Here is a 24,352-nt window from a genome sequence, read left to right as displayed (position 1 = left end):
GTACGGTCCTCCGGGGCGCCCATCAGCACGAGCGCCTTTGAACTCCGTTGCTGCGCAAGGGAATCCGAACGAGGTACGGACCACTCTCCGGCAGATCCGGTGGAACAATCCCCCCATGGCGGAAATCATCCAGAAGGACGGTACGTGGACCTTCGACGGGGAGGTCCTGCGGCTGACTCCCGGGCGGGACAAGAACGTCGGACTGCTGCGCAGGACCCTGGGTGAACTGGTGCTGCCGCTACGGGCGTTGGCGGGAATATCGTTCGAGCAGGGCAAGAAGTCGGGACGGCTCAGGCTGCGGCTGCGCGACGGCGCCGATCCCCTGCTGCACACGGCCGGCGGCCGGCTCACCGAGCCGCACGACCCCTACCAGCTGATCGTCGACTCCGACCGCTACGGCGTCGCCGAGTACTTCGCGGAGGAGGTCCGCACCGCCCTGCTGCTGGACCAGGTACCCGCCGACCCGGTCACCGAGTACCTGCTGCCCGGCCCGTCCGTGCCGCTGTCCGTCTCCGCCGGGGACGGCACGGTGAGCTTCGACGGCGAGCGCGTCCGGCTGGAGTGGAACTGGAAGACGGAGGACGCCAAGGCCGCCGCCGGCACCCGCACCCTCGCGCTGGCGGACCTGACCGGCGTGGAGTGGCAGCCGGCGGTCGGACTGGAGAACGGCCACATCCGCTTCCTCGTGCGGCACTCCCCCACCAAGGCGCCCGCCAAGTACGACCCGAACTCGGTGGAGCTGTGGGGCTTCAAGAAGGACCCGCTGATGGCGCTGGTCGCCGCCGCCGTCCAGGCCCGTCTGCCGCACCCGGCCGCGCCCTCCGACGAGCGCCCGCGGGATCCCGGGGCCGCACCGCCGCAGGCGACCCCCGCCCCGGCCGAGGACGGCCACGACGCCCTGCTGCGCCGGCTGCGGGAGCTCGGCGAACTGCACCGGTCCGGGGTGCTGACGGACGAGGAGTTCACCCTGGCCAAACAGGCGGTCCTCAAGCGCCTGTGAGCCGAGCCCGAGCCCCGCCTGCGAGCCGAGCCCGAGCCCTGCCTATGAGCCGATCCTGAGCCCTACCTGTGAGTCCTGCCCGAAATCGGGCACGTTTCTTGCGAAACCGCGTCCGGTACCCCAGGATCATCGGGTGCACGACGAACTCGTTGATCATCTGACGCGGTCCACGCCCCTCAGCCGGGGCGAGGCGCTGCGCGTGATCCAGGACGTGCTCGCCTACTTCGACGAGACGACCGAGGAGTACGTCCGTCGCCGCCACCGCGAGCTCCAGGCCCAGGGCCTGGTGAACGCGACGATCTTCGAACGGATCGAGGCGGACCTCAGATACCGCGCGGTGGCCCCGCCCGAGCTCTCGCTCCGGCAACTGCGCCGCATCGTCTACGGCTAGGAACATACACATATGTGCGGAATCGTCGGATACATCGGCAGGCGTGAGGTCGCTCCCCTGCTGCTCGAGGGCCTGCAGCGCCTGGAGTACCGCGGCTACGACTCGGCGGGCATCGCCGTCACGTCCCCGAAGGCCTCCGGCCTGAAGACGGTCAAGGCCAAGGGTCGGGTGCGCGACCTCGAGGCCAAGGTTCCGGCGCGTTTCAAGGGCACCACCGGCATCGCCCACACCCGCTGGGCCACCCACGGCGCCCCCTCCGACGTGAACGCCCACCCGCACCTGGACGCCGAGGGCAAGGTCGCCGTCGTCCACAACGGCATCATCGACAACGCCTCCGACCTGCGCCGCAAGCTGGAGGCGGACGGCGTCGAGTTCCTCTCCGAGACGGACACCGAGGTCCTCGTCCACCTGATCGCCCGCTCGACGGCCGAGAAGCTGGAGGACAAGGTCCGCGAGACCGTGCGCCTCATCGAGGGCACCTACGGCATCGCCGTGCTGCACGCCGACTTCCCGGACCGCATCGTGGTGGCCCGCAACGGCTCGCCGGTCGTGCTCGGCATCGGCGAGAAGGAGATGTTCGTCGCCTCCGACATCGCCGCGCTGGTCGCCCACACCCGGCAGATCGTCACGCTGGACGACGGCGAGATGGCGACGCTGAAGGCCGACGACTTCCGCACCTACACCACCGAGGGCACCCGTACGACCGCCGAGCCGACCACCGTGGAGTGGGAGGCGGCCTCGTACGACATGGGCGGCCACGACACCTACATGCACAAGGAGATCCACGAGCAGGCGGAGGCCGTGGACCGCGTGCTGCGCGGCCGGATCGACGACCGCTTCTCCACCGTGCACCTCGGCGGCCTCAACCTGGACGCCCGCGAGGCGCGCCGGATCCGCCGGGTGAAGATCCTCGGCTGCGGCACCTCGTACCACGCCGGCATGATCGGCGCGCAGATGATCGAGGAGCTGGCCCGGATCCCCGCCGACGCCGAGCCGGCCTCCGAGTTCCGCTACCGCAACGCGGTCGTGGACCCCGACACCCTGTACATCGCGGTCTCCCAGTCCGGTGAGACGTACGACGTGCTGGCGGCGGTGCAGGAGCTGAAGCGCAAGGGCGCGCGGGTGCTGGGCGTGGTCAACGTGGTCGGCTCCGCGATCGCCCGCGAGGCGGACGGCGGCGTCTACGTCCACGCCGGGCCCGAGGTGTGCGTGGTGTCCACCAAGTGCTTCACCAACACCACGGTCGCCTTCGCCCTGCTCGCCCTGCACCTGGGCCGCACCCGTGACCTGTCGGTGCGCGACGGCAAGCGGATCATCGAGGGTCTGCGCAGGCTCCCGGGCCAGATCGCCGAGATCATGAAGCAGGAGGAGGAGATCAAGAAGCTGGCCCTGCGGTACGCCGAGGCCCGCTCGATGCTCTTCATCGGCCGCGTCCGGGGCTACCCGGTGGCCCGTGAGGCCTCCCTGAAGCTCAAGGAGGTCTCCTACATCCACGCCGAGGCGTACCCGGCCTCCGAGCTGAAGCACGGCCCGCTGGCCCTGATCGAGCCGGCCCTCCCCACGGTCGCGATCGTCCCGGACGACGACCTGCTGGAGAAGAACCGCGCGGCCATGGAGGAGATCAAGGCCCGCAGCGGCCAGATCGTGGCCGTCGCCCACCAGGAGCAGGAGAAGGCCGACCACACGATCCTCGTCCCCAAGAACGAGGACGAACTCGACCCCATCCTCATGGGCATCCCCCTCCAACTCCTCGCCTACCACACGGCCTTGGCCCTGGGCAGGGACATCGACAAGCCGAGGAACCTCGCCAAGTCGGTCACGGTCGAGTAGGCCGCCCAGGAGCGCGGGGCCGTATCGACATGCGGCCCCGCCACACGGCCGCGACAAGCCCAGGAACCTCACCGAGTCAGCAACGGCGGAGGAGCAAGCGCCCCACAGGGGCACGGGGCCGTATCGACATGCGGCTCCGCCGCGTGGGCGCGCTCAGCCCCCACGCGCCCGCACGGGCCGGAATACGGGTACGGGCCCCACGTGTCGCCGGCCAACACGTGGGGCCCGTGAACGACTTACGGAATAACGACGACCGGCCGCTGCGCCCGCTTCGCCAACCGCCCGGCGACGGACCCGAAGATCCGCCCCACGAGCCCGTGGGTGGAACCCACGACGATCGCATCGGCGGCATACTCCCGCCCCACCTCTTCGAGTTCATGGCAGATGTCCCCACCACGCTCGACGAGGATCCACGGCACCTCGGCCAGGTAGTCCGCACAGGCGAGCTCGAGTCCGAGCACCTCCGTGCGGTGGTCCGGGACGTCCACGAAGACCGGGGGCTCGCACCCCGCCCACACCGTCGTGGGCAGCCGGTTGGCGACGTGAACGATGATCAGGCCCGAACCGAAGCGCCGTGCCATGCCGATGGCGTACGCCAGGGCCCGTTCACTGGAGGTGGAGCCGTCGAAGCCGACGACGACACCGTGCCGGAACGCGGGGTCGCAGGGGTGGCGCGACTCCTCCGCCGCCAGGGGTTCGGCCGCCGTGGGATCGGCGACCGGCCGCTTGCGGTCCGCTGGTTCGAAGAATTCGTGACCGGCCATGGCTGTCTCGGGGTTGTGATCCTTTGTGGGGGACGACAGTGTGCGGCGGAGCTGTGTCCGGGAATTATCTTCCCAACCCCATACCCTCCAGGGTACGGCGGCACGCCTCCTAAGCCCAGATCCCGCGCATACCGGCAGGCGGGTTCCCCGGAGCATGCACGAGGGTCCGCCCGTCACGCAATGGTTGCTGCCCCGTACAGGTGGTTTGCACGGGGTTCACTCGCCGTTGCGAGGGTCCGCCGCGGGTCCGCGGTGACCGGCGGCCCGGCCGCGCGCCGAACCGCGTGATCCGCGTCACAGGGCTCTTCGTGCCGGCTACCGTCCGGGAGGCCGGAGCCCTTGCGGGGCCGGCCCGGGCGGGCCGGAGCGGGCGGGCCGGGGCGAGGGCGCCGACGGGACCGGCGGCACACTGGCGGGGGTACACCGGTCAACTGACCGGTTTCCGCGCCCTCGCCCGTATCTTTTCAGCCAACTTCTGGCTTGTGTGCTTCCCCCGCCGCACCCACCCCCCAACCCCCGTTCGACCTGCGCGGAAAGGGTCCAACGGGCCCTGTGTGCCCTACGTGGATTGGCCACCGCGACAAGGCGCACTTCCCCACACGGCCCACGAGTGCAACGCTTCGTGATCGAATGCTTCACGCCAAGTTGCCAAGTCGACAATGTGCCGGGTGGCGAACCAGCCACCGGCGCGCGACGGGACGCAGTAGATTCGATCTTGATGTCTTACGGCGGGGGACTCGTGCAGGACCGAGGGGAAACGTGCAGGAGCGACACAACCGAGGAGCCGCGACCACCGAGGGGGGCTTAGCAGTATGAGCCACGACTCCACTGCCGCGTCGGAAACCGCGGCCCGGAAACTCTCCGGGCGCCGCCGCAAGGAGATCGTCGCGGTGCTGCTGTTCAGCGGCGGCCCCATCTTCGAGAGTTCCATACCGCTGTCGGTGTTCGGGGTTGACCGCCAGGACGCCGGCGTACCGCGCTACCGCTTGCTCGTGTGCGGAGGCGAGGAGGGCCCGCTGCGGACCACAGGGGGCCTGGAACTCACCGCGCCACATGGCCTGGAGGCGATATCCCGGGCGGGCACCGTCGTGGTGCCGGCCTGGCGTTCGATCACCTCGCCACCGCCGGAGGAGGCCCTGGACGCACTGCGCCGGGCCCATGAGGAGGGCGCCCGCATCGTCGGGCTGTGCACCGGCGCCTTCGTCCTCGCGGCGGCGGGCCTGCTGGACGGCCGTCCCGCGACCACACACTGGATGTACGCGCCGACGCTGGCGAAACGCTATCCGTCGGTGCACGTCGATCCACGGGAGCTCTTCGTGGACGACGGCGACGTGCTGACGTCCGCGGGCACCGCGGCCGGAATCGATCTGTGCCTGCACATCGTGCGCACCGATCACGGCAACGAGGCGGCCGGCGCGCTGGCCCGCCGCCTGGTGGTGCCGCCGCGCCGCAGCGGAGGCCAGGAGCGCTACCTGGACAGGTCTTTACCGGAGGAGATCGGCGCCGACCCGCTCGCCGAGGTCGTCGCCTGGGCGCTGGAGCACCTCCACGAACAGTTCGACGTGGAGACGCTGGCGGCCCGCGCGTACATGAGCCGTCGTACGTTCGACCGCCGCTTCCGCTCGCTGACCGGCAGCGCGCCGCTGCAGTGGCTGATCACGCAGCGGGTGCTCCAGGCGCAGCGCCTGCTGGAGACGTCGGACTACTCGGTGGACGAGGTCGCCGGCCGCTGCGGCTTCCGCTCACCGGTGGCGCTGCGCGGCCACTTCCGGCGCCAGCTGGGTTCGTCCCCGGCCGCCTACCGGGCCGCGTACCGCGCGCGGCGCCCGCAGGCGGACCGGAACCAGGACGCCGAGGGCGCCCCGAGCACCGCGGGGGTCCTCCCACCGGGCCAGCCGGGCCACGCGGGAGTCCAGGTGCCGCCCGCCCTGCACCCGGACAGCCCACTCCCGCACCAGTCCCGCCGCACGGCGGCGGCAGGCGCCCTGGGCCCGTCCCTGACGGCCTCGGCCCTCCCGGGCCAGCGCAGCGCGCCGTGAGGTGACGGCGACGGCCGACGGGCCGGAGGCATCGGCTTCCGGCCCGTTCGTCGTGTCCGTCCGCACGTCCGGCCCCCGTGATGTTCACACCGGCACCGGCACATCGCGGAAACCCGCGCTTCACCACCCGGTCCCGCACGGCGCGGGGCCCCGTAAGGTTAGACACATGAACGATCGCATGGTGTGGATCGACTGCGAGATGACCGGCCTCTCGCTGTCGGACGACGCGCTCATCGAAGTGGCCGCCCTCGTCACCGACTCCGAGCTGAACGTGCTCGGCGAGGGCGTGGACATCGTTATCCGCCCGCCGCAGCGGGCCCTGGAGACGATGCCGGAGGTGGTGCGGGAGATGCACACCGCGTCCGGGCTGCTCGCCGAGCTGGAGGGCGGCACGACGCTCGAGGAGGCCGAGCGGCAGGTCCTCGACTACGTGAAGGAACACGTCAAGGAGCCCGGCAAGGCCCCCCTGTGCGGCAATTCCGTCGGCACCGACCGCGGTTTCCTGCTGCGGGACATGCCGACCCTGGAGGACTACCTCCACTACCGCATCGTGGACGTGTCCAGCATCAAGGAACTGGCCCGCCGCTGGTACCCGAGGGCGTACTTCAACAGCCCCGAGAAGAACGGCAACCACCGCGCCCTCGCCGACATCCGCGAGTCCATCGCGGAGCTGCGCTACTACCGCGAGGCCGTCTTCGTACCGCAGCCGGGGCCCGACTCGGACACCGCGAGGAAGATCGCCGCGAAGCACGTCCTGCCTGTTCAGTAGGCGGATCGGGGGGTCGTCGGGGGCCTCCGCGGAAAGCGTGCGCGAGCACCCCTTCGGACCCTGTACACTTTTTCTCGGCCGGTCGGGGAAGTCACTGACCTCAACCGACAAGGCTATGGTGGGTGTAGCTCAGCTGGTAGAGCACCTGGTTGTGGTCCAGGATGCCGCGGGTTCGAGTCCCGTCACTCACCCTCACCAGTCAGCCGGTGACCTCGTACGAGGTCACCGGCTGTACTCGTTTCCGCCACCGGAATGTCAGTGGGCCGCCCTACGGTCGTCGGCGAACAGGCGAAGGGCCTGTTCGCCGCCATAAGGGGAGGGCATGTGAGCGACGGTGTGCGGTGGATGGTCGGCACGGTGACGAGTTCCGGGTACATGTTCGACGTGCACGTCGCCCGCGGCATCGACGCCGAGGAGCTGGCGGTCCGCATGGGGGCGCGGCGCGGAGCGGCCGCCGGGCCGATGACCGACGCCGAGATGGCCGACGTCGACGTCGACGGCTACCCCGAGACCGGGCCGGGCAGCGCCGCGGTCCGTGTCGGCGAGCACGCCGGCTGGGCGTTCGCCGTCCTCTACGGCCGCTACCTCGAGCGGCGGGAGGAGGTCTCGCGCGACGGCGTGGAAGCCGTCCACTACCACTACAACTCGGAACACCCGCCCACCAACGTCCTGTACGCGCGCGACGGCCGCACCGTCTGCGGACACGGGCTGGGCGAGGAGGGCGTCCGCTGGGGCGAGGAACCCGATCTGCTCCTGCCCGACCTGGTGGCCGCGGGACTCCTGCTCCCCGACGGTGTGACGGACCCCGTTCCCGAAGAGGAGTACGACGACTACGACGACCACGACTACCGCGAACGCGACCGTCGCAGCCTGGCCGTCTTCGAGGAACGCCTCGGCCTCTCCCTGCCCCGCACCGTGCTCACCGACCGCCTTCCCGTGTACGCGGTCGCGGGTTCACCGGAGGGCGACTTCGAGGAGATCAGCGCCTGGGCCGAGGCCAACGGCAGACCTCTACCGAACCGGCGCCTGGGTCTGGTCCCGATCGGCCTGCGCAGGGAATACAAGCGGGCCACCGACCCCCGGTGGGGATAAGGCGGGGCGCACCGCGTAGCCGCCGGCGCGGTCCTGAAGGACCCGGCCGCCGGAACGGAGCACCGCGGCGTCACGACGAGGCGCGGGCCACCAGCTCCGTCGCCAGCACCATCTGGCGCCGCTCCAGCTCCCGGGACGCCGACGGGCGGCGGTCGGCGACCTCGGCGAGGAGGAGGTCGATCATCGCGCGGCCCATCTCCTCTATCGGCTGGCGCACACTGGTCAGCGGCGGGTCCATGTGGCGGGCGATGGCGGAGTCGTCGTAGCCGACCAGGGCCACGTCGTCGGGGATGCGGCGGCCCGCGTCGCGCAGGGCGTGCCGGGCGCCGGCCGCGGTGACGTCCGAGGCGGCGAAGACGGCGTCCAGGTCGGGGCGGCGCTCCAGCAGGGCCGCCATCGCGTGCCGGCCGCCGTCCTCGGAGAAGTCGCCCGGCTCGATCAGCAGCTCGTCCACCTCGTGGCCCGCGTCGCGCAGGGCGTCGCGGTAGCCGTCGATGCGCCGCTGGGCGCCGTACACGTCGAGGCGGCCGGTGATGTGGGCTATGGTGCGCCGGCCCCCGCCGATGAGGTGTTCGACGGCCTGGCGGGCGCCGCCGTAGTTGTCCGAGTCCACGGAGGCGAGCGTCTCGGCGGCCGAGCGGGGGCCGCTGATCACGGCCGGGATCTCCAGCCGGGACAGCATGTCGGGCAGCGGGTCGTCGGCGTGCACCGAGACCAGCAGCACCCCGTCCACCCGGTGGGCGGCGAGGTACTCGGCGAGCCGCTGCCGTTCCCGGTCGCTGCCCGCGAAGATCAGCAGCAGCTGCATCTGGGTGTCGGAGAGCGCCGCGCCGACGCCCCGGAGCATGTCGGAGAAGTACGGTTCGGCGAAGAACCGGGTCTCCGGCTCGGGCACGACGAGGGCGATGGCGTCCGTGCGGTTGGCGGCCAGGGCACGGGCGGCCGTGTTCGGGACGTAACCGAGCTCGGCGACCGCGGCTTCCACGGCGGCGCGTGTGGCGTCGCTCACCCGGGGCGAACCGTTGATCACCCGGGAGACCGTGCCGCGGCCGACACCGGCGCGCGCGGCCACCTCTTCGAGGGTGGGCCGGCCGCCGCTCCGGCCCCGCGCTCCGTGGCTTGCCATCGGCTCCGCCTTCCGTCGTATGTCACGCTGGCCTGGAATGTAACAGCCCCGTCAGTGACGGTGGCCACCGCCGGGAGTGCCTCCGGCGGACTCCGGGCTTCCAAGGGCGGGCGTCCGGCGCCAAGTTAACAGGCAGATAACTGAAGGCACTTTGCCGCGTCTGTTCCCTTGACACCCCCGCTCCGACCCGCGACTCTTCAACACATCACTTGTGGGAGCGCTCCCACAGTACCTGACACATACACAACCCGCACGTTCCCCGCCCGAGCCGCAACGAGCAAGATACGGGCCCAACAATGCCGTTGGCCGGGGGGTCGGCACGTCAGGGCAACAGGAGGACGCAATGCGAGCACGTACCCTCCCCCTCTCTCGGCAGCGGTCGGGCGGGGGGAAGCCCATCGCCCGTAAGGCGCTGGCCGTCGCAGCGGCGGTGGCGCTGAGCACCGGGCTGCTGGCCGGCTGTGCCGACGACGGTAGCGACGGCGGTTCCGGATCCTCGTCCGACAGCGAGGGCAAGACCAAGATCACGCTGGGTCTGTTCGGCACCATGGGCTTCCAGGAGGCCGGCCTCTACGCCGAATACGAGAAGCTGAACCCGGACATCAAGATCGAGCAGAACGTCATCGAGCGGAACGAGAACTACTACCCTCCGCTGCTGAACCACCTCACCACCAACAGTGGTCTGATGGACATCCAGGCCATCGAGATCGCCAACATCGCCGAGATCGTCGGCACCCAGGCGGACAAGTTCACGGACATGTCCAAGGCCGAGGGCGTGGACAAGAACAACTGGCTCAGCTGGAAGTGGCAGCAGGCCACCACCAAGGACGGCCAGACCGTCGCTCTCGGCACCGACATCGGCCCGATGGCGATCTGTTACCGCAAGGACCTCTTCGAGAAGGCCGGTCTGCCGACCGACCGCGAGGAGGTCGGCAAGCTGTGGGCCGGCGACTGGAACAAGTTCGTCGAGACCGGTGAGAAGTACAAGAAGAAGGCCGGCAAGGACACCTTCTTCATGGACTCCCCCGGCGGTCTGCTCAACGCCGTCCTCAGCAGTGAGAAGGAGAAGTTCTACGACGCCTCCGGCGAGGTCATCTACAAGACCAACCCGGCCGTCAAGAAGGCCTTCGACCTGACCGCCGAGGCCGCCGAGAAGGGCCTGGTCCAGGCGCAGACGCAGTTCCAGCCGGCCTGGGACACGACCATCGCCAACAGCAAGTTCGCCACCGTCGCCTGCCCGCCGTGGATGCTCGGCACCATCAAGGGCAAGTCGCAGCCGGACGCCGCCGGCAAGTGGGACGTGGCCGTGGCGCCCAAGTCCGGCAACTGGGGCGGCTCCTTCCTCGGCGTGCCGAAGAGCGGCAAGAACGTCGAGGAGGCGCAGAAGCTGGTGGCCTGGCTGACCGCGCCCGAGCAGCAGACGAAGCTGTTCAAGGTGCAGGGCAGCTTCCCGAGCACCCCGGGCGCGTACGACAGCCCCGAGGTGACCGGCGCCAAGAACGAGATGACCGGTGACTCCCCGATCGGCGAGATCTTCTCCGCGGCCGCCAAGCAGATCCCGGACCAGGTCATCGGCCCGAAGGACCAGATCATCCAGCAGGGCCTGACGGACAACGGCGTCATCCTGGTGACCAAGGGCAAGTCCGCCAAGGAGGCCTGGGAAACGGCCACCAAGACCATCGACAACAGCCTGGACAAGTGACCGAAATGGCCACCCGCCACGACACCGCCGCGCTCCCCGTCAAGGGGGGCGCGGCCCCGGGCCGTCCGCCCGGGAACTCCGCACCCACGGACAAGGACCAGCGACGCCGGGCCAAGCTGTCCCGGCGCTGGCAGCGCGACATGCGCTGGAGCCCGTACGCGTTCGTCTCGCCGTTCTTCCTGCTCTTCATCGCCTTCGGCCTGTTCCCGCTGATCTACACCGGCTGGGCCTCGCTGCACCAGGTGGAGCTGACCGCCCCGACCGACATGAGCTGGGTCGGGCTGAAGAACTACACCCGGATCTTCGACGACGAGTTCTTCTGGAACGCCGCGCAGAACACCCTGACCATCGGCATCATCGCGACCGTTCCGCAGCTGCTGATCGCGATGGGCATCGCCCACATCCTCAACTACAAGCTGCGGGCCTCGACCTTCTACCGGGTCGCGATGCTCGCGCCGTACGCCACCTCGATCGCCTCCGCCTCCCTGGTGTTCGTGCTGCTCTTCGGTTACGACTACGGCATGATCAACTGGGCGCTCGACTTCGTCGGGATCGACCCGATCGACTGGCAGGGCGACAAGTGGCCCTCGCAGTTCGCCGTCTCGGCGATCATCATCTGGCGCTGGACCGGCTACAACGCGCTGATCTACCTCGCCGCGATGCAGGCCATCCCGCAGGACCTGTACGAGTCGGCGGCGCTGGACGGCGCCAGCCGCTGGAAGCAGTTCATCCACGTGACGCTGCCCTCGCTGCGTCCGACGATCCTGTTCACGGTGGTGGTCTCCACCATCGGTGCCAGCCAGGTCTTCGGCGAGCCGCTGCTGTTCGACGCCAACAAGGGCGCGTCCGGCGGCGCGGAGCACCAGTTCCAGACGCTCGGCCTGTACCTGTACGAGCAGGGCTGGGTGAACCAGCACCTGGGCCGTGCCTCGGCGATCGCCTGGACGATGTTCGCGATCCTGATCGTCATCGGCATCATCAACCAGCTCATCTCGCGCCGGCTGCGCGCCAGCAGTTAAGGAGTTGTGGCCGTGACGACGACGGTGACGCCCCCCGAGACCACACCCGCCAAGGAGCCCAAGCGCCCGCGTCTGCCGAAGTCGGCGCGGGCCGGCGGGACACTGCACGGCGGTCCGATCGCGTACGCGATCCTGATCGTGTTCACGATCGTGTCGCTGTTCCCACTGGTGTGGACCGCGATCGCCGCCTCCCGGGACAACCAGCGGCTGGCGCAGAACCCGCCGCCGTTCTGGTTCGGTTCCAACCTGTTCAAGAACCTGGAGATCGCCTGGAAGGACGCCAACCTCGGTGAAGCCTTCCTCAACACCACGATCGTGGCGGGCATCTCGGCGGCGACCATCGTCGTGCTGTCGACGATCGCCGGGTTCGCCTTCGCCAAGCTGCGCTTCAAGGGCCGCAACGCGCTGATGCTGATCGTGATCGGCACGATGATGGTGCCGCCGCAGCTCAGCATCATCCCGCTGTACATGATGGTCGCCAAGCTGGACTGGTCCGACCAGCTGCAGGCGGTCATCTTCCCGTCTCTGGTGAGCGCGTTCGGCGTGTTCTTCATGCGGCAGTACCTGCTCCAGGCGCTGCCGGACGAGGTCATCGAGGCCGCCAGGGTGGACGGCGCGAGCAGCTGGCGCGTGGTGTGGCACGTGGTGTTCCCGGCCGCGCGGCCGGCGATGGCCGTGCTCGGCATGCTCATGTTCGTGCAGACCTGGAACGACTTCCTGTGGCCGTTCCTGGTGCTGACCCAGACCGGCAGCCCGACCGTGCAGGTGGCGGTCGCGGGCCTCGGCCGCGGGTACACCCCGGACCAGTCCCTGATCATGGCGGGTGCGCTGCTGGGTACGCTGCCCCTGCTGCTGGTCTTCACGATCTTCGGCAAGCAGATCGTGGGCGGCATCATGCAGGGCGCCGTCAAGGGCTGACGCCCGCTTCACCTTCGTACCCCTGGGGGCCGGGTCACCGCCGCCTCGGCCCCTCTCCTCCCCCCTCTTTCCGTACTCGTCGGTCTTCCACGACCTCCTATGGGAGCGCTTCCATGTCTGACTCCGCAACGCCGGCGACCCCGGTGACCTTCCCCCCCGCCTTCCTCTGGGGCGCCGCGACCTCCGCGTACCAGATCGAGGGGGCGGTGCGGGAGGACGGGCGTACGCCTTCCATCTGGGACACCTTCAGCCACACGCCGGGCAAGACGGCCGGCGGCGAGACCGGTGACGTCGCCAACGACCACTACCACCGCTACCGCGACGACGTGGCGATGATGGCGGACCTGAACCTGAACGCCTACCGCTTCTCCGTCTCCTGGTCGCGGGTGCAGCCCACCGGCCGCGGCCCCGCCGTGCAGCGCGGCCTGGACTTCTACCGCCGGCTGGTCGACGAGCTGCTGGCGAAGGGCATCAAGCCCGCCGTCACCCTCTACCACTGGGATCTGCCGCAGGAGCTGGAGGACGCGGGCGGCTGGCCGGAGCGCGACACGGCCTACCGGTTCGCGGAGTACGCCCAGATCATGGGCGAGGCGCTCGGCGACCGGGTGGAGAACTGGATCACGCTCAACGAGCCGTGGTGCAGCGCCTTCCTGGGCTACGCCTCCGGCGTGCACGCCCCCGGCCGCACCGACCCGGCGGCCTCGCTGCGGGCCGCCCACCACCTCAACCTGGCGCACGGCCTGGGCGCCAAGGCGCTGCGTTCGGTGATGCCGGCCCGCAACACCGTCGCGCTCAGCCTCAACACCTCGGTGGTCCGGCCGCTCTCGCCGGGCGACCCGGCGGACGTGGCGGCGGCGCGCAAGATCGACGACCTGTCCGGCGGCATCTTCCACGGCCCGATCCTGCACGGCGCCTACCCGGAGACCCTGCTGGAGGCGACCTCGTCGCTCACCGACTGGTCGTGCATCGAGGACGGCGACCTGGACCTGATCCACCAGCCGCTGGACGCGCTCGGCCTCAACTACTACACGCCGACCCTGGTGTCGGCGGCGGACCCGGACGACAAGGGCCCGCGGGCCGACGGTCACGGGGCGAGCGAGCACTCGCCGTGGCCCGCCGCGGACGACGTCGCCTTCCACCAGTCGCCGGGCGAGCAGACCGAGATGGGCTGGTCCGTCGACCCGACCGGCCTGCACGAGCTGATCATGCGCTACCACCGTGAGGCGCCCGGTCTGCCGATCTACATCACCGAGAACGGCGCGGCCTTCGACGACAAGCCGGACGCCGACGGCAAGGTGCACGACCCGGAGCGCGTCGCCTACCTGCACGGCCACCTCTCGGCGGTGCGCCGGGCCATCGCCGACGGCGCGGACGTGCGCGGCTACTTCCTGTGGTCCCTGATGGACAACTTCGAGTGGGCGTACGGCTACGACAAGCGCTTCGGCGCGGTGTACGTCGACTACGCGACCCAGCAGCGGACCCCGAAGTCCAGCGCCCTGTGGTACGCGCGGGCCGCGAAGGCCGGAGCGCTTCCGGAGCCGGAGGGCATCTGACCGAACTCCGGGTCCGGGAGACGGGGGAGCGGAGAACGGGGGGCGGGGCGCGGCACCCTAGGGGAGTGCCGCGCCCCGTTTTTCCGCTTCTCCGCGCGGATCAGCGGATCACTTGTAGGCGGAGAACGCCTTCGTGAACGCGAACTTGTCCTGGAGGATCGAGCTGCAGGTGGGGTCGGCGGCCGGCTTGGTGCCGCCGGCGCACTGCTGGTCACGGGTGCCGGACCACATGGACAGCCAGCCGAGGCCCTTGGACTCGGCGAAGTTCACCAGCTGGGTGGCGTCGTCGACCTTGAAGACCTCGGTGACGACGTCGTTGACGCCGATCATCGGGGTGACGGCGACCGTCTTCCACGCGTCGGCGTCGCTCAGTCCGAGGACGCCCTTGATCTGGGCCTGGGTGGCGGTGGCGGCCTGCTCGGCGTAGGTGCCCATGTCGCCGCTGTAGGCGGGGCCGTAGTCCATCGCCATGATGTTGACGGCGTCGATCCGTACGCCGTTCTTCTTCGCGTCGGCGAGGAGGTCGACGCCGTCCTGGGTGAGGCCCTCCGGCATCACCGGGAGGGTGAAGGAGACGTCCAGGTCCGGGTGGGCCTTCTGGAGCTCGGCGATCGCCTGGGCGCGGCGGGTGTTGGCCGCCGTGTCGGGCAGGGCGCCGCCCTCGACGTCGAAGTCGACCTTGGTGAGGCCGTAGGCGTCCACGACCTTCTCGTACGCCGCCGCCAGCGCGTCCACCGAGGCGCAGGTGGTGCCCAGTTCGGAGCCGGCCGCGCCGCCGAAGGAGACCCGGACGTCGCCGCCCTCGGCGCGCAGCGCGCCGATCTGCCCGGCCACGGCGTTGTCGCCGAGGCCGCTGACGCCTCCCCACTTGGGGGTGCAGCCGCCGCCGTCGGTGATGAAGGCGAGGTTGTAGTTCTTCACTCCGGTCGCCTCGGCGCTCGCGACCAGGTCGAAGGCGGGGAAGAGGGAGGTGTCGACGTACGGGGCGAACCCGGCGTCGGCGGGGGTGCCGCTGCCGGTGGACTCGGTGGGGGTCGGCCGGGTGGTGGGGGTGGGGGCGTCGGTGGGACGGCCGCTGGGCTCCGGCGTCGGGCCGCTGTCCGCGGAGCACTTCGCGCCGTCGACCAGGCAGCCGGCCGGGTCGCCGGTGCCCTTGGCGACGAAGCCGACGGTGACGGACTCGCCGGCGGCCAGGCCGTCGGTGTCCCACGTGGCCGGCCGCACGGTGACGTGCCGGCCGCTCACCCCGGCCTCGGCGTTCCACAGCGAGCCGAGCTCGGTGCCGGCGGGCAGGTCGAACTCCAGCTTCCAGTCCTGGTTCCGCTCGCCGCTGTTGTTGGTCACCACGTACTGGGCGGTGTACCCGGTCGACCACTCGCTGGTCCTGGTGTACGCCGCGCCCACGCCGGCCGCCTGGGCGGTGCTGGTGAACAGGAACGCGCCGCCGCCGGCGACGGCCGCGGCGGTCACCGCGCCGATCGCCTTGTTCCTGCCGCTGATCCTGCGCCGGTGCGTGCTCATCGCGTGCCTGCCTTCGTTGCCGTTCGGGGGGTGCGGCAGCACGCTAGCGAGCCGGATTCGGACAAAGTTCCTGATCCGGGAGGCCGTTGAGGATCTTAGGGTGCGCTTAAGGAAGGGATCGGGGCCGGTTAAAGGACGCCACCAGCCGGCCCGGTCCGCGACGCCGGCGCACGCTCCCCCGGTGCCCGCGCCGCCGGGGTGCCCGTTCGCGTCCGTCGAGCTGGATCCAGATCCGCACCTCGGTCCCGCCGAGCACGGACGAGCCGATCCGTACGTCCCCGCCGGTGGACTCGGCGAGCCGGCGCACGATGTCCAGGCCGAGCCCGGTGGAGCCGTCGCTGCCGGAGCCCCGGCCGCGGGCCATCGCCGCCTCGGGGTCGGGTATGCCGGGGCCCGCGTCGGAGACCAGCACGATCACCGCGTCCTCGCCGTTGTGCACGTCGACCGCGAACGCGGTGCCCTCGGCGGTGTGCCGGAAGACGTTGCCGAGCAGCGCGTCGAGGGCGGCGGCCAGGTCGGTGCGGGCCACGGGGATGCGCACCGGCCGGTCGGCGCCGGCCACCCGCCATTTTCGGCCCTCGTCCTCGGCGAGCGCCGACCAGAACGCCATCCGCTCGCGCACCACTTCGGCCGCGTCGCAGCCGGCGCCGGGTCCGGCGGCCGCCGTCTGCGGCTTGGCGTCGCGGGCGGTGCGGATGATGGTGTCCACCTCCCGCTCCAGTTGCTCGACCGCCGCCCGGGTCTGCTCGGCGGCCGGACCGTCGCCGAGGGAGGCGGCGTTGAGCCGCAGCACGGTCAGCGGCGTACGCAGCCGGTGGGACAGGTCGGCGGCCAGTTCCCGCTCGTTGGCGAGCAGCTGGACGACCTGGTCGGCCATGGAGTTGAACGCCACGGCGGCCAGCCGCAGTTCGTTCGGCCCCTCCTCGGGCACCCGGGCGCCCAGCTTCCCCTCGCCCAGTTCGTGCGCCCCCTCCACCAGCCGCTGCGCGGGCCGCACCATCCGTACGCCCAGCCGGTCGGCGACCGCGACCGAGCCGAGGATCAGCGCGACACCGACCCCGGCGAGCACCGCCCAGGCCGTGCCGACGCCGTTGGTGACCTCGGACTCGGGCACGAACACCTCGACGACGGCGATCTCACCGCTGCTCAGCGCGACCGGCTGGAGCAGGGCCGAGCCGCCGGACACGGTGGAGGTGGAGGCCCGGCCCAGTTTCCGCACCGCCGCGATGTCCTTCTCGGCGGCCCGCCGCTGCCCTATGTCGAGGGCTTCGCTGCCGTCGCCGGCCGGGATGTGCACGGCCATCGCGGTGCCGGAACCGGTGGAGGCGACGACGCGTTCGAGCTGGTCGCGGTCGGTGGTGATGGACAGCGCGGGGGCGACCGCCGCCGCCTCCCGCTCGGCGCCCGCGAAGGCGCGGTCGCGGGCCATCTCCCGGATGACCAGACCGAGCGGCACCGCGAAGGCGACCACGACCATCGCGGTCACCGCCAGCGACACCTTCACCAGGGCCCATCTCATCGCGGCGGCTCCGCTCCGGGCGTGTGCGGCGTCTGCGCGACGGGGGGCTCCAGCTTCACGCCGACGCCCCGCAGGGTGTGCAGGTAGCGGGGCCGCGCGGCGGTCTCCCCCAGCTTCCGGCGCAGCCAGGACAGATGGACGTCGATGGTCTGGTCGTCGCCGTAGGACTGCTGCCACACCTCGGCGAGCAGTTCCTTGCGGGGGACGACCACACCGGGGCGTCCGGCGAGGAAGGCGAGCAGGTCGAACTCGCGCCGGGTCAGGTCGAGGCGTACGCCGTCCAGTTCGGCCTGGCGGCGCAGCGGGTCGACGGTCAGGCCGCCGACCCGGATGACCGGGGAGGGCACGGCCTCCCCTCCGCCGGCCCGGGCCCGGCGGAGCACGGCCGCCATCCGGGCCGAGAGGTGCTCCACCGAGAAGGGCTTGGTCAGATAGTCGTCCGCGCCGGCGTTGAGCAGCCGTACGATCTCGGTCTCGTCGTCCCGGGCGGTGGCGACTATCACCGGTACGTCGGTGATGCCGCGCAGCATCTTCAGGGCCTCGGAGCCGTCGAGATCGGGCAGTCCGAGGTCCAGGACGACCACGTCGAAACGGTGGTGGGCGACCTCGCGCAGCGCCTCCAGCGCCGTGCCCACACTGCGCACGGTGTGCGAGGCGTCGGTGAGCTGCCGGATGAGCGCCGAGCGGACGAACTGGTCGTCCTCCACCACGAGAACACTTGCCATGCGCCGCACCGTACGCCATGGCGGGCGGACCGGGTGCGGGCCTGTGGACAACTCCGGGCACCTCCGCGGGCGCGACACCCCTGAGGCCGATGGGGCAGTATGGACCGACGATGCGCAGAGGACTCGTACACGTACTGGCTTGGCTGCTCGCCACGGGCGCGGCGGTCACGTTGTCGTGGTGGGGTGTCAGCACGGTGATGAAGGGCACCGCCTACGACCCGCCCCGTGCCCTGCCCATCGCGGCGGCCGACGCGGCCGACGAGCAGTCGGAGCCGGTGTCGTCGTCGACACGGCGGCCCTCCGGGACGGCGGGTCCGCAGGACGCCGGGGAGACGCGGGAACCGTCGGCGAAACCCGACGCGGCGTCCCCCGAGCCGGATCCGGATCCGGATCCGAAGCCGTCCCGGACCACCACGCCCCCGCCCGCCCCCTCCCCCACCGCTCCGGCCGCCTCCGGCCAGGTGAAGGGCTACGACACCGAGGGCGGCCGGGCGGTGTTCGACCTCGGCGAGACCTCCGCGTCGCTGGTGTCGGCGACCCCGGGGGCCGGCTGGTCGATGCAGGTGTGGAAGACGGAGTCGTGGATCCGGGTGGAGTTCACCTCGGGCGCGGACCGGGTGTCGGTCTTCTGCACCTGGCACGACGGACCGCCGCGGGTGGAGATCGGAACGTACTGAGAGGTGTCCGGCCGTTCCGGGGTCAGTCCCCGACGGGTTCGGGCAGGACGAGGGCGGTGTGGGCCGGGCGCCCGGTCCGCGGTGGCGGGGAAGAGCGCCGCGCCGCCTTCACCGACCTGTGCCTGGTTCAGTTCGACGAATCCCGCGGACGTCGCGTTCGCAGGCGGCGAAGGCCGCGGTGTGGTCGCGGTGGGTGGGCGGCGAGCCGGCGAGCATGTAGGCGCCGACGAGACCGCGCCCCGCCCGACACGGCTCGGGGAGACCGGCACCGGCACCGTGCGAGCACCAGGGACCGCAGGCCCCTCCGCCTCGAACGGCGATGCGTTCGCGGTCCCGGGGCGCGGCCCCGGTCGGGGGCTGTCCTACTCGCCCGGGGCCACCAGCCCCGATTCGTAGGCGAAGACCACCGCCTGGGCGCGGTCGCGCAGGTCGAGCTTGGTCAGGACGCGGCTCACGTGTGTCTTCACCGTCTGCTCGGCCAGCACCAGCGTCTGCGCGATCTCCGTGTTGGACCGGCCGCGGGCCACCAGGGTGAGGACCTCGGTCTCGCGTTGCGTCAGGGCCTTGAGCCGCAGCGCGGGCCTGCCCCGGGTGGCGGGACGCTGCCGGGCGAAGTCCGCGATGAGGCGGCGCGTCACGGAGGGGGCGAGCAGCGCGTCGCCCGAGGCCACGACGCGTACCGCCGCGATGAGGTCGGCCGGCGGCGCGTCCTTCAGCAGGAAGCCGCTGGCGCCGGCCCGCAGCGCCTCGTAGACGTAGTCGTCCACGTCGAACGTGGTGAGCATCAGCACCCGCGGCCGGTGGGTCACGCCCGGCGGGGGCGCGAGGATGCGGCGCGCGGCCTCGAGGCCGTCCATCTCGGGCATGCGGACGTCCATCAGCACGACGTCGGGACGGGTGCGCCGGCTCAGCTCGACGCCCTGGACCCCGTCGGGGGCCTCGCCCACCACGTCGATGTCGCTCTGGGCGGCCAGCAGCGCGGCGAAGCCGGCCCGCACCATGGCCTGGTCGTCGACGATGATGACACGCGTGGTCACGTGAAGTCCTTTTCGGTCAGGGGAAATCGGGCGGCCACCCGGAAGCCGCCGTCCGGCAGCGGCCCCACGTCGAGGGTGCCGCCGGCCAGCCGCACCCGCTCGCGCATGCCGACGAGGCCGTGCCCGGTGCCGCCCACCTCGAGCGGCCCGGCGGGCGGCTCGGGCGGCGGCCCGTTGACGACCAGGACGGTGAGCCGCGCGCCGTCCTCCGCGACGGACTCCGCATCCGACACCGACAGCGGTTCCGACACCGACACCGACACCCGCGTCGGGGCACCCGGCGCGTGCCGCACGACGTTCGCGAGGGCCTCCTGGACGATCCGGTACGCGGAGAGACCCACCGCCTCGGGCACGTCGGCGTCGCAGGGGGTGAACTCCACCGGCATGCCCGCCCGCACCGTCGCCTCCACCAGCTGCCCGATCCGTGTCAGGCCCGGCTGGGGCGCGAGCTCGCCGTGCGCCTCCTCGTTGCGCAGCACGCCGAGGAGCCGTCGCATCTCGCCGAGCGACTCGCGCGCGGTCGCCGCGATGGACGTGAACTCCTCCCGCACATCCGGCGGCAGCTCGTCGAGGCGGTACTCCGCGGTGTCCGCCTGCACCGTGATGACGGACATGTGGTGCGCCACCACGTCGTGCAGCTCGCGCGCGATGCGGGCGCGTTCCTCCAGCAGCGTCCGCCGGTCACGCTCGGCCTCGCTGATCGTCTCCTGCTCGGCCAGCCTGCGCTGGACCTCGTACCGCTCGCGGAGCGCGGCGGCGAGCAGGAGCGTGACGCCGCCGAGGATGGTCATCAGCAGGGTCATGGCGGTGGTGCCGTGGGGCGCGACGAATCCCAGGCCGACGTTCGCGCCCGCCGTCGCCAGCCACACCAGCAGCAGCGTCCGGCGCGGCTCGCGCAGACCGAGCGCGAGGCAGAGGCCGACGTACCCGACGATCTCCATGGGCGGGAACGGCCACAGCAGCCGCTCCTCGAAGTCGACGGTGAGCAGGGCGAGCGCCCCGGCCACGTCCGCGACGAAGATCACGTACCACGCCCGCAGCGGACGGACGACGGCGAGCAGCAGCGGCGCCGCCTGCGCGACGGCCAGCGCGCTCGCGACGCCGCCGTTCAGGCCGTAGTCGGCGGTGAGCACCTGGATGGTGGTGGGCAGCAGAGCGACGCACAGCACGAACGCCACGCCCCACGGCAGCAGCCGCACCCACCGGCGCGACGCCCCCGCCAGCAGCGCGCGCGGGCGTTCCTCCTCCACTGACGTCATGGACCCCAGCCTATGCGCGGCGGGACGGGGTCAGGAGACGCGCGGTGGTCGGGCGGGCCCGGCGGATCCAGGTCGTGCGGGTCTCACCGGCCCGCCCGGTCACCGGAAGACGGACGCGGGTGGCGCCGGTGAGGCGACCGCCGCCCGGTCCGTCACGGGGGCGGCCCCGCCGGTGAAGTCGATGAGGTCCCTGCCGTGCTGGACGCGGCCCGGGTGCGGGTCGGAGGCGGCCCGGCGGGTCAGCTCGGCGATCGGCAGGGGCGCGTCGGAGGCGACCAGGACGGCGTTGCCGAAGCGTTTGCCGCGCAGCACCGCGGGGTCGGCGATCAGCGCGAGTTCGGCGAACCGGGCGGCGGCGGTGGCGATCTGGCCCCGCAGGTGCGCGAGGGGCGGCCCGTCGGCGAGGTTGGCGGCGTAGACCCCGCCGGGGGCGAGGGCCCTGCGGACGTCGTCGAGGAACTCGGCCGAGGTGAGGTGGGCGGGGGTGCGGGCCCCGCTGAAGACGTCGGCGACGACGAGACCGGCCCAGCCGTCCGGCACCTTGGCGAGCCCTTCGCGGGCGTCCGCCGAACGCACCCGGATGCGGGCCCTGGCGTCCAACGGCAGTTCGCGCCGGACCAGTCGCACCAGCGCCGCGTCCCGTTCGACGACCTGCTGGGTGGAGCGGGGGCGGGTGGCGGCGACGTACCGGGCGAGGGTGAAGGCGCCGCCGCCGAGGTGCACGGCCTGCAGGGGTTTGCCGGGCGGGGCGACGAGATCGACGACGTGGCCGAACCGGCGCTGGTACTCGAAGGACAGGTACGCCGGGTCGTCGAGGTCGACGTGCGACTGCGGCGCCCCGTCGATCAACAGCGTCCAGCCCCGCGCCCGCTCCCGGTCCGGAACGAGCCGGGCGAGCCCGCCGTCGACCCGCTCGACGACGGCCTCGACGGATGACTGGTGACGCCCGCTGCTCCTGGTCCTTCCCATCCCCCCATACTCTCAGCCCCTCCGGGGGCGCCCCCTCTGGGGGAGTTCGAGGGCAGAGCCCTCGGAGGACGGGAACGGGTCGGGAACGGGCAAGGGCGGCGGGGACGAAACCCCTCCCGAGCCCACACCCCACGCTCACGCTCACGCACACCCGTCCGCGGCCTCGATCGTCCGCTGGGCCTCGTCCAGCGCCTCCCGCAGCGCCGCGGGATCCGTCGCCGGCTCCGCCTCCCCCGGCGGCAGCAGCCAGTCCGCCCCCTCCCCCACCGGCTCCGGCACCGGTCCCAGCCCGCAGCCGTCCGTCTCCGTACAGACACTGCCCGGCACGTCCCAGGCCGCGGCCGTCCCCGGCGGCACCAGGAAGCCGAGCGTGTCGCACCCGTCGTCGTGCAGCACCGGCCCCACCGCGTCCCCGGCTCCGCGCCGCAGGATGTCGACCGCCTCCAGGCCCTGTCGCGCCGGAACCGTGACCACGTCACAGTCCGCACTCGGCAGCTCCAACGGATCCCTGCTCCGACTGGTCATCATCCCGGCCTCCAACGCGCACATCGGGCCCCCGGTCCACAGGGCTCAACGAGCCGGAACGTCAACGGCTACGACGAAAGTCCGCCGCAAAGGATGGCAGTTCATGGCAGATCGCGGATGACATATCCGGATTGTTGCCAAACTCCGCGTAGTGACTCCGTCACAGCAGGTACGTTCTTGCCCGCCGGAAACAGGGCAGCACACGGACAAATGTCCCTGATTCCGGCATGGTTCGACGGTTCGCAGAGAGGACCCGACCATGGCGTCGTCAACGGTGCCCTCGTCCCAGCCCCCTCGGCCCCCGCGGCCGAACCTCGTCTTCCGGCACCTGCGCGGACCGCGCTCGCCGGCCGAGTTCGCCGCGGCGGTCCGGCGGGCCGCCCGCGAGATCGGCGAGCGGGTCAGCTGTGACGCGCGGTACGTGCACCGGGTGGAGGCGGGCGAGATCCGCTGCCCGAACTACGCCTATGAACGGGTGTTCCTGCACATGTTCCCCGGCCGCACGCTGACCGACCTGGGCTTCGCGCCCCGCTCGTCGGTACGCGGGCGTGGGGCCCGGGCCGCCGGGGACACGCCTCCGGCCCCCACCGAGAACCCGGCGAACGCCACGAGTGAGACCAGCGGGGCGTACGAGCCGTATGAGACGCAGGACCGGTACGACACGTACGACACGCACGACCACGAGGAGAGCGACGTGCTGCGTCGCGCATTCATGACCGGCGGGGGCGCCACGGTGGCCGCCGCCTCACTGAGCCCGTACGGGTTCGCCTCGGACGCCTCGGCGGCGCAGCGCGCCGTGCGCCGCGCGGGGGCGAGCGACGCGGGCGCCCTGGAGGAAGCCGTCCGCCGCATCCGGCTGCTGGACGACCGGCACGGGGCGGACGGGCTCTACCGCCGCGCGGCGGCCCCCTTGCGTGCCGCCTACGCGCTGCTGGACGCGGGGACGACCCGGCAGCGGACGGCGGACCGGCTGTACTCGGGCGCCGGTGAGCTGGCCATCTCGGTGGGCTGGCTGGCGCACGACTCGGGCCGCTTCGACGACGCGCGTTCGCACTACGCGGAGGCGCTGGCGACCGCGCGGGTGACCGGGGATCCGGGTGTGGAGGCGCACGCCTTCTGCAACACGGCGTTCCTCGCGCGGGACGCGGGCCGGCCCCGGGAGGCGGTGCGGGCGGCGCAGGCCGCGCAGCGGGCCGCGCGTCCGCTCGGCTCCCCGCGGCTGATGTCGCTGCTGGCGCTGCGGGAGGCGGGCGGCTGGGCGGGGCTCGCCGACCGCGCGGGCTGCGAGCAGGCGCTGGCCCGGGCGCAGGCGTACTTCGAGCGCGGGACCTCGGAGGCGGACCCGGAGTGGATGAGCTTCTACGGGGAGGCGGAGCTGGAGGGGCTGGAGGCGCAGTGCTGGTCGACGCTGGGCGACTGGCCGCGCGCGGCGCGGCACGCACGGCGGGCGGCGGAGCTCCAGGACCCGCACTTCACCCGCAACATCGCGTTGTACACGGCGGAGCTGGCGGACGACCTGGCCCGCGGAGGGCGGCCGGACGAGGCGGCCGAGGCCGGGATGCGGGTACTGGACCTGCTGAACGAGGTCCAGTCGTCCCGGGTCCGGACGATGCTGGCAGGCACATCCCGCGTCCTGCTCCCCCACCGCCGGGCATCAGGCGTATCAGCCTTCCTGGACCGCCACGGAGCACTCCCCCGCGCGGTGTGACCCACCGGACGCGCCACCGCGGGCAGTCGTGCCTCCCCCAGTGCCTTAAGGGCCTGGGAGGTACCCCCAGGGCGGCACGGGTGGGCGCGACAGCACCCCGCAAGCGCCGGGCCGCGCGACCCACCCCCGGCCGGCACCCACGCGGGGCACCCCGCGAGCGCCGGATCGCGCAACCGGAGCCGGACGGCCACAGCCACGTGGCCCGTGCG

21 protein-coding genes and 1 tRNA gene are annotated in these 24,352 nt (G+C 71.9%); 13 read left to right on the top strand and 9 right to left on the bottom strand.

All coding sequences use genetic code 11. The features are described 5' to 3' along the window. The first annotated feature begins 115 nt into the window (after positions 1–115). The 3 genes from KUM38_RS02830 (at position 116) to glmS (ending at position 3,221) form a co-directional block, all read left to right on the top strand. Positions 116–1,000 (top strand): DUF4429 domain-containing protein, encoded by an 885-nt coding sequence (locus KUM38_RS02830; RefSeq protein ID WP_217127650.1) that lies wholly within the window; start codon positions 116–118, stop codon positions 998–1,000. A 133-nt stretch (positions 1,001–1,133) separates the two neighbouring features. After that, positions 1,134–1,391: a hypothetical protein gene (locus KUM38_RS02825; protein WP_030869322.1), complete on the top strand. Its 258-nt coding sequence runs from the start codon at positions 1,134–1,136 to the stop codon at positions 1,389–1,391. Positions 1,392–1,403: 12 nt separating this feature from the next. Further along, positions 1,404–3,221 carry a glutamine--fructose-6-phosphate transaminase (isomerizing) gene (glmS, locus tag KUM38_RS02820; protein WP_217127649.1) on the top strand — a complete coding sequence of 606 codons (1,818 nt, stop codon included), beginning with the start codon at positions 1,404–1,406 and terminating at the stop codon, positions 3,219–3,221. Between the two features lie 236 nt (positions 3,222–3,457). Here glmS and KUM38_RS02815 read toward each other — a convergent pair whose 3' ends face one another. Next, positions 3,458–3,985 (bottom strand): universal stress protein, encoded by a 528-nt coding sequence (locus KUM38_RS02815; RefSeq protein WP_217127648.1) that lies wholly within the window; start codon positions 3,983–3,985, stop codon positions 3,458–3,460. A gap of 812 nt (positions 3,986–4,797) precedes the next feature. Here KUM38_RS02815 and KUM38_RS02810 point away from each other — a divergent pair. From KUM38_RS02810 to KUM38_RS02795, 4 genes are all read left to right on the top strand, one after another. After that, positions 4,798–6,024 (top strand): helix-turn-helix domain-containing protein, encoded by a 1,227-nt coding sequence (locus KUM38_RS02810; RefSeq protein ID WP_217127647.1) that lies wholly within the window; start codon positions 4,798–4,800, stop codon positions 6,022–6,024. Between the two features lie 166 nt (positions 6,025–6,190). Further along, entirely contained in the window at positions 6,191–6,793 is a 603-nt protein-coding gene (orn, locus tag KUM38_RS02805; RefSeq protein ID WP_217127646.1) for an oligoribonuclease, read from the top strand. Positions 6,794–6,911: 118 nt separating this feature from the next. After that, positions 6,912–6,984: transfer RNA gene (locus tag KUM38_RS02800), tRNA-His, on the top strand. Positions 6,985–7,117: 133 nt separating this feature from the next. Continuing rightward, positions 7,118–7,885: a DUF6461 domain-containing protein gene (locus tag KUM38_RS02795; RefSeq protein ID WP_308408890.1), complete on the top strand. Its 768-nt coding sequence runs from the start codon at positions 7,118–7,120 to the stop codon at positions 7,883–7,885. A gap of 70 nt (positions 7,886–7,955) precedes the next feature. Here the strand turns inward: KUM38_RS02795 and KUM38_RS02790 are convergent, their stop codons facing one another. After that, positions 7,956–9,011, bottom strand: a complete 1,056-nt coding sequence (locus KUM38_RS02790) for a LacI family DNA-binding transcriptional regulator (RefSeq protein WP_217127645.1) — start codon at positions 9,009–9,011, stop codon at positions 7,956–7,958. Positions 9,012–9,354: 343 nt separating this feature from the next. Between KUM38_RS02790 and KUM38_RS02785 the strand changes: the two genes are divergently transcribed. The 4 genes from KUM38_RS02785 to KUM38_RS02770 all read left to right on the top strand — a co-directional run bounded on the left by KUM38_RS02785 (position 9,355) and on the right by KUM38_RS02770 (position 14,203). Then, a complete protein-coding gene (locus KUM38_RS02785; RefSeq protein ID WP_217127644.1) occupies positions 9,355–10,713 on the top strand; it encodes an ABC transporter substrate-binding protein in 1,359 nt (452 codons plus the stop codon). A gap of 5 nt (positions 10,714–10,718) precedes the next feature. Then, positions 10,719–11,732 (top strand): carbohydrate ABC transporter permease, encoded by a 1,014-nt coding sequence (locus tag KUM38_RS02780; RefSeq protein ID WP_217127879.1) that lies wholly within the window; start codon positions 10,719–10,721, stop codon positions 11,730–11,732. Between the two features lie 12 nt (positions 11,733–11,744). After that, positions 11,745–12,650 carry a carbohydrate ABC transporter permease gene (locus KUM38_RS02775; protein WP_217127643.1) on the top strand — a complete coding sequence of 302 codons (906 nt, stop codon included), beginning with the start codon at positions 11,745–11,747 and terminating at the stop codon, positions 12,648–12,650. Positions 12,651–12,763: 113 nt separating this feature from the next. After that, positions 12,764–14,203: a GH1 family beta-glucosidase gene (locus KUM38_RS02770; RefSeq protein ID WP_217127642.1), complete on the top strand. Its 1,440-nt coding sequence runs from the start codon at positions 12,764–12,766 to the stop codon at positions 14,201–14,203. Between the two features lie 108 nt (positions 14,204–14,311). Here KUM38_RS02770 and KUM38_RS02765 read toward each other — a convergent pair whose 3' ends face one another. The 3 genes from KUM38_RS02765 to KUM38_RS02755 form a co-directional block, all read right to left on the bottom strand. Then, complete coding sequence (locus tag KUM38_RS02765) at positions 14,312–15,724, bottom strand: cellulose binding domain-containing protein (protein ID WP_217127641.1); 1,413 nt, start codon at positions 15,722–15,724, stop codon at positions 14,312–14,314. Positions 15,725–15,830: 106 nt separating this feature from the next. After that, on the bottom strand, positions 15,831–17,243 hold the full coding sequence (locus KUM38_RS02760) for a HAMP domain-containing sensor histidine kinase (RefSeq protein ID WP_217127640.1): 1,413 nt from the start codon (positions 17,241–17,243) through the stop codon (positions 15,831–15,833). Beyond that, positions 17,240–17,968, bottom strand: a complete 729-nt coding sequence (locus KUM38_RS02755; protein ID WP_217127639.1) for a response regulator transcription factor — start codon at positions 17,966–17,968, stop codon at positions 17,240–17,242. The genes KUM38_RS02760 and KUM38_RS02755 overlap by 4 nt, the downstream gene beginning before the upstream one ends. A 110-nt stretch (positions 17,969–18,078) precedes the next feature. Here KUM38_RS02755 and KUM38_RS02750 point away from each other — a divergent pair, with 110 nt between their 5' ends. Beyond that, positions 18,079–18,645 carry a hypothetical protein gene (locus tag KUM38_RS02750; RefSeq protein ID WP_217127638.1) on the top strand — a complete coding sequence of 189 codons (567 nt, stop codon included), beginning with the start codon at positions 18,079–18,081 and terminating at the stop codon, positions 18,643–18,645. Between the two features lie 362 nt (positions 18,646–19,007). Here the strand turns inward: KUM38_RS02750 and KUM38_RS02745 are convergent, their stop codons facing one another. The 4 genes from KUM38_RS02745 to KUM38_RS02730 form a co-directional block, all read right to left on the bottom strand. Further along, positions 19,008–19,682, bottom strand: coding sequence for a response regulator transcription factor (locus tag KUM38_RS02745; RefSeq protein WP_217127637.1), 675 nt, complete (start codon positions 19,680–19,682; stop codon positions 19,008–19,010). Beyond that, on the bottom strand, positions 19,679–20,941 hold the full coding sequence (locus KUM38_RS02740; protein ID WP_217127636.1) for a sensor histidine kinase: 1,263 nt from the start codon (positions 20,939–20,941) through the stop codon (positions 19,679–19,681). The genes KUM38_RS02745 and KUM38_RS02740 overlap by 4 nt, the downstream gene beginning before the upstream one ends. A 99-nt stretch (positions 20,942–21,040) precedes the next feature. Continuing rightward, on the bottom strand, positions 21,041–21,910 hold the full coding sequence (locus KUM38_RS02735; RefSeq protein WP_217127635.1) for a spermidine synthase: 870 nt from the start codon (positions 21,908–21,910) through the stop codon (positions 21,041–21,043). Between the two features lie 141 nt (positions 21,911–22,051). Then, positions 22,052–22,438: a hypothetical protein gene (locus tag KUM38_RS02730; RefSeq protein WP_217127634.1), complete on the bottom strand. Its 387-nt coding sequence runs from the start codon at positions 22,436–22,438 to the stop codon at positions 22,052–22,054. A 256-nt stretch (positions 22,439–22,694) separates the two neighbouring features. Here KUM38_RS02730 and KUM38_RS02725 point away from each other — a divergent pair, with 256 nt between their 5' ends. Then, positions 22,695–24,143, top strand: coding sequence for a hypothetical protein (locus tag KUM38_RS02725; protein WP_217127633.1), 1,449 nt, complete (start codon positions 22,695–22,697; stop codon positions 24,141–24,143). Positions 24,144–24,352 lie beyond the last annotated feature (209 nt).

This window comes from Streptomyces sp. AC558_RSS880 (assembly GCF_019049255.1).
Classification (GTDB): Bacteria; Actinomycetota; Actinomycetes; order Streptomycetales; family Streptomycetaceae; genus Streptomyces.
Note: the sequence above shows the minus strand (reverse complement) of the source record. Positions and strands in the feature narration are given on the sequence as shown.